Origin of the sequence: Streptomyces sp. CoH27, assembly GCF_020181035.1 — a bacterium.
In the GTDB taxonomy this organism is placed as follows: domain Bacteria; phylum Actinomycetota; class Actinomycetes; order Streptomycetales; family Streptomycetaceae; genus Streptomyces; species Streptomyces camelliae.
This window is the reverse complement of record NZ_JAIQYY010000093.1, coordinates 1-3,004: the sequence shown is the minus strand read 5'-3', so window position 1 is coordinate 3,004 and position 3,004 is coordinate 1. Positions and strand designations below refer to the sequence as shown.

Annotated in this window: 4 protein-coding genes and 1 pseudogene; 3 read left to right on the top strand and 2 right to left on the bottom strand. The window is 67.2% G+C overall.

Annotated elements, in window-relative coordinates; genetic code table 11:
• Positions 1–49: 49 nt before the first annotated feature.
• Both LE548_RS45150 and LE548_RS46945 read right to left on the bottom strand, forming a co-directional pair.
• Positions 50–319 carry a hypothetical protein gene (locus LE548_RS45150; protein ID WP_225102844.1) on the bottom strand — a complete coding sequence of 90 codons (270 nt, stop codon included), beginning with the start codon at positions 317–319 and terminating at the stop codon, positions 50–52.
• Positions 320–341: 22 nt separating this feature from the next.
• A pseudogene (locus LE548_RS46945) lies at positions 342–869 on the bottom strand (transposase); the annotation flags it as partial.
• Between the two features lie 232 nt (positions 870–1,101).
• Here LE548_RS46945 and LE548_RS45140 point away from each other — a divergent pair.
• The 3 genes from LE548_RS45140 to LE548_RS46940 all read left to right on the top strand — a co-directional run bounded on the left by LE548_RS45140 (position 1,102) and on the right by LE548_RS46940 (position 2,801).
• Positions 1,102–1,818: a hypothetical protein gene (locus LE548_RS45140; protein ID WP_225102841.1), complete on the top strand. Its 717-nt coding sequence runs from the start codon at positions 1,102–1,104 to the stop codon at positions 1,816–1,818.
• A gap of 90 nt (positions 1,819–1,908) precedes the next feature.
• Positions 1,909–2,436, top strand: coding sequence for a nucleotidyltransferase domain-containing protein (locus LE548_RS45135; protein WP_308031258.1), 528 nt, complete (start codon positions 1,909–1,911; stop codon positions 2,434–2,436).
• Positions 2,437–2,630: 194 nt separating this feature from the next.
• A complete protein-coding gene (locus LE548_RS46940; RefSeq protein WP_225102842.1) occupies positions 2,631–2,801 on the top strand; it encodes an endonuclease domain-containing protein in 171 nt (56 codons plus the stop codon).
• Positions 2,802–3,004: the final 203 nt, after the last annotated feature.

Here is a 3,004-nt window from a genome sequence, read left to right as displayed (position 1 = left end):
ACGGCACGGTGTCCACGAGAAGCCCTCCCACGATGACCCGAAGATCATCTCACGGGGCCAGGTCAACGTGACAGTGCCCGGCGACCAGCACAGCCGCCAGTACGGGCCCGATGCCGGGCAGCCACTGGATGGCCCCGCAGCCGGCGTGACCGCGAAGCCGTTCGGCGATGCGGCGGTTGAAGAGGTCTTCCTCCGCGTCGAAGATGTCGATCAGCTTCAGCAGGGACGCCACGCGCTGGGCATAGGCGCCGGACAGAGCGGTCTGCTCGAGCTGGGCACGGCCATCGACCCCGAACAGGTCGGACACCGCGATGAGCACGCCTGGCCTTCGCAAGCACGGCATGTACCTGAGCCTTCAGCCCGGAGCGGAGCGCGACCAGCTTGGCCCGGTAACGCACGAGTTCGCGCAGTTCCCGGGTCTCGGCCGGGGCGATCCATGACTCCGGCAGCCGCCCCATGCGCAGTAGGTCGGCCAGGTCCGCGGCATCGCGGACATCGTTCTTGACACGCCGATAGGCGAAGCCCTTCACGCCCAGCGGGTGCGCCAGGTGAACCTGTGCTCCGGCCGCCTGGAGCACGTCGGCCGCCCAGTACCAGCCGTAAGTGGCCTCCAGGACCACGTCCGGGCGGGTCCCGGCCTGCTCGATCTGCAGGCCCAGGGCTACCGGGTCGTTGACGATTCGTACCGCGCTCAGCTGCTCGCCCTGATCGGTCTGCCGCACGATGACGGATCGCCTGCGGTGCAGGTCGATGCCGACGTATTGGTGTCCGTCATACTCGCTCACCAGGGACCCTGTGGCGAGCACCGCAGACGAGCCCAAGCAGCGCCTTGACCGGACCGGAGAGGCCCCCTCCGTGGCCCCCTCCATCACCCCCTCCGCGCCCCGTCGCCAAGGGCCGGGCGTTTCCGCAGGCCAGCCCCGGCGGGCAAGGGGGCGCCGCAGGTCCGACAACCCTCTTGCCTCAAGGCGTCCTACTCACCGGAAGAACTCGACAGAGCCCAGGCGGAGGGAACTGCTGCAAGCACTGGGGATTTTCCAGCGGGCGACTGCCGACCAGCTGTGGAAGCTGACCCGCCCGGACAACCGGCACGACAAGCTCATGCGGGACAACCTCCTGGATCTGGAGGACCACCACCTGGTGAGGATCGAGTCGGTGCAGGAAGACCAGCGGCAGGTCTGGGTGCTTACCGCCAAAGGGCACCGCGAGGCGAAGCAACTGCTGGAGCCGAAGGGCATACGCGTCTCCGCACTGCGCAAGCAGGAGTACGACCCGGACACCGGGGAGCTGCTCGGTACCGGCTACGACGACCACGCCGCAGCGGTCACCTCGACGGCCGCCGAACTCCACCGCGCTGGGATCGGCCACCTGCTCGGCTTCCAGACCGAGGTCGGGCACCGGCTCGGCAACGGCTTCGTGCAGCGGGCCGACCTGGTGGTGCGGGCGCCGGAGGCCGGGGTGCCGGTGCTGCTGCTGGAGATCGACCGCCGCCCAGGTACTCGCGGCACTGCCGACGCCCCGCTGACGCGACCGGACGCCCCTCAAGCGGCTGAGGCTGCGGAAGGGCACGGCGAGTCCGTGCTCGACGGCGTCTGGCTGTCACCTGAAACGGAAGGCCGCGCACCCGGCCGCCGCTGGTTCCTGAGCATGACCGCTGCCCTCGCAGGCACCGCCACCCTCGGCGGCGGTGCCTTCCTCCTGGAGCAGACACTGGGACCGCACTCATCCCGCCGGCCATCCACGTCTTCCTCCTCACACAAGTCCACCGGACCGGCCGGCCCACCAAAATCCCTCGAACGGCGTTGTCGCAGTCGGTAGAGTCCGGTGAGGCAGAATGCCCGGGATCGTGCGGTCATCAACCACGCCGCGTCATCGCTCACAGGACCGCGAGCAGATCGGAGGCGGCGGATGCACAAGCACGTCATGACAGCTGAGTCGGCACTGTCAGTGATCGCAGAGCTTGATGCTCACGAAGTACGAGCCTGTGTCGGTGGCGGATGGGCCGTTGACGCGCTGATGGGCCTGCAAACCCGCGAACATTCCGACCTCGACCTCTGGCTTCCAGCAGCTGACCTTGACCCGTTGATCGCCGCGTTTTCCCGGCTCGGCATCGACCGCGTGCTGCCTTGGGGCGGCGACAGGCCGTGGAACTTCGTGCTGCACGATGGTGAGCACCTGCGAGTCGATCTTCACTTGTACGAGGAGCTCGCCCACGGAGTCGTTCACTACGGGAGCGTCGTGAACGGACATCAGTTCACTACGGCCGACCTCGGTGGCGTAGGCCAGATCCTCGACACGGTCGTGCGCTGCGAGGCCCCGGAGTGGGCACTGCGATGCCACACCGGATATACCCCACGCGCAGTTGACTTCTCTGACGTGACGCAGCTTTGTGCCCGATTCGGGCTTCCCGTGCCCAAGTCGTATCGCACCAGCTAATCCAAGCGGTGAGCGGTCAACGGGGCATCCGCTCGACGGAGACAACGTGTGGGTCAACCGCGAAGGCAACCGCGTCTGCAAGCGGTGCCGTGCAGGAGTGGCCTTCAGGCAGAACCTGAAGAAGGAGTACAACCTCACAGTCGAGGACTACCTGGCGATGTTGAAGGCGCAGGACGACCGGTGCGGCATCTGCGATCGGCCCTTCTCCGAGAAACGGCGGCCAGATCAACGTCGACCACTGCCACCGCACGAGCAAGGTCCGCGGACTGCTCTGCCGTGCATGCAATCTCGGCATCGGCCACTTCGACGACAACCTCGACGTCCTCCGGAACGCCATCGTCTACCTGCAACGACACGCAGCCTGAGCGCTCGGCGCCAGCCGTCCCGGGCGCTTCGTCGTCCAGGCTGGCCGGGGGTATTGCCTCCCGGTTGTTGCCTGGCGCTGAAAATGGCGACGAAGCGGGCGTTCACGGTGCCGACGAAGATTTAGCCTCGATTCTTCAGCGGTCGTGAGTGTCTGGCTGGCTTGCCGGTTCACCCCGTTTGTCCTCCGCGATAGCGGGCGGGG

What these genes read in the sequence shown, in the direction of transcription:
- LE548_RS45140 (WP_225102841.1), top strand. Translation starts at nt 1,102, where the DNA reads ATGCGGGACAACCTCCTGGATCTGGAGGACCACCACCTGGTGAGGATC.
- LE548_RS45135 (WP_308031258.1), top strand. Translation starts at nt 1,909, where the DNA reads ATGCACAAGCACGTCATGACAGCTGAGTCGGCACTGTCAGTGATCGCA.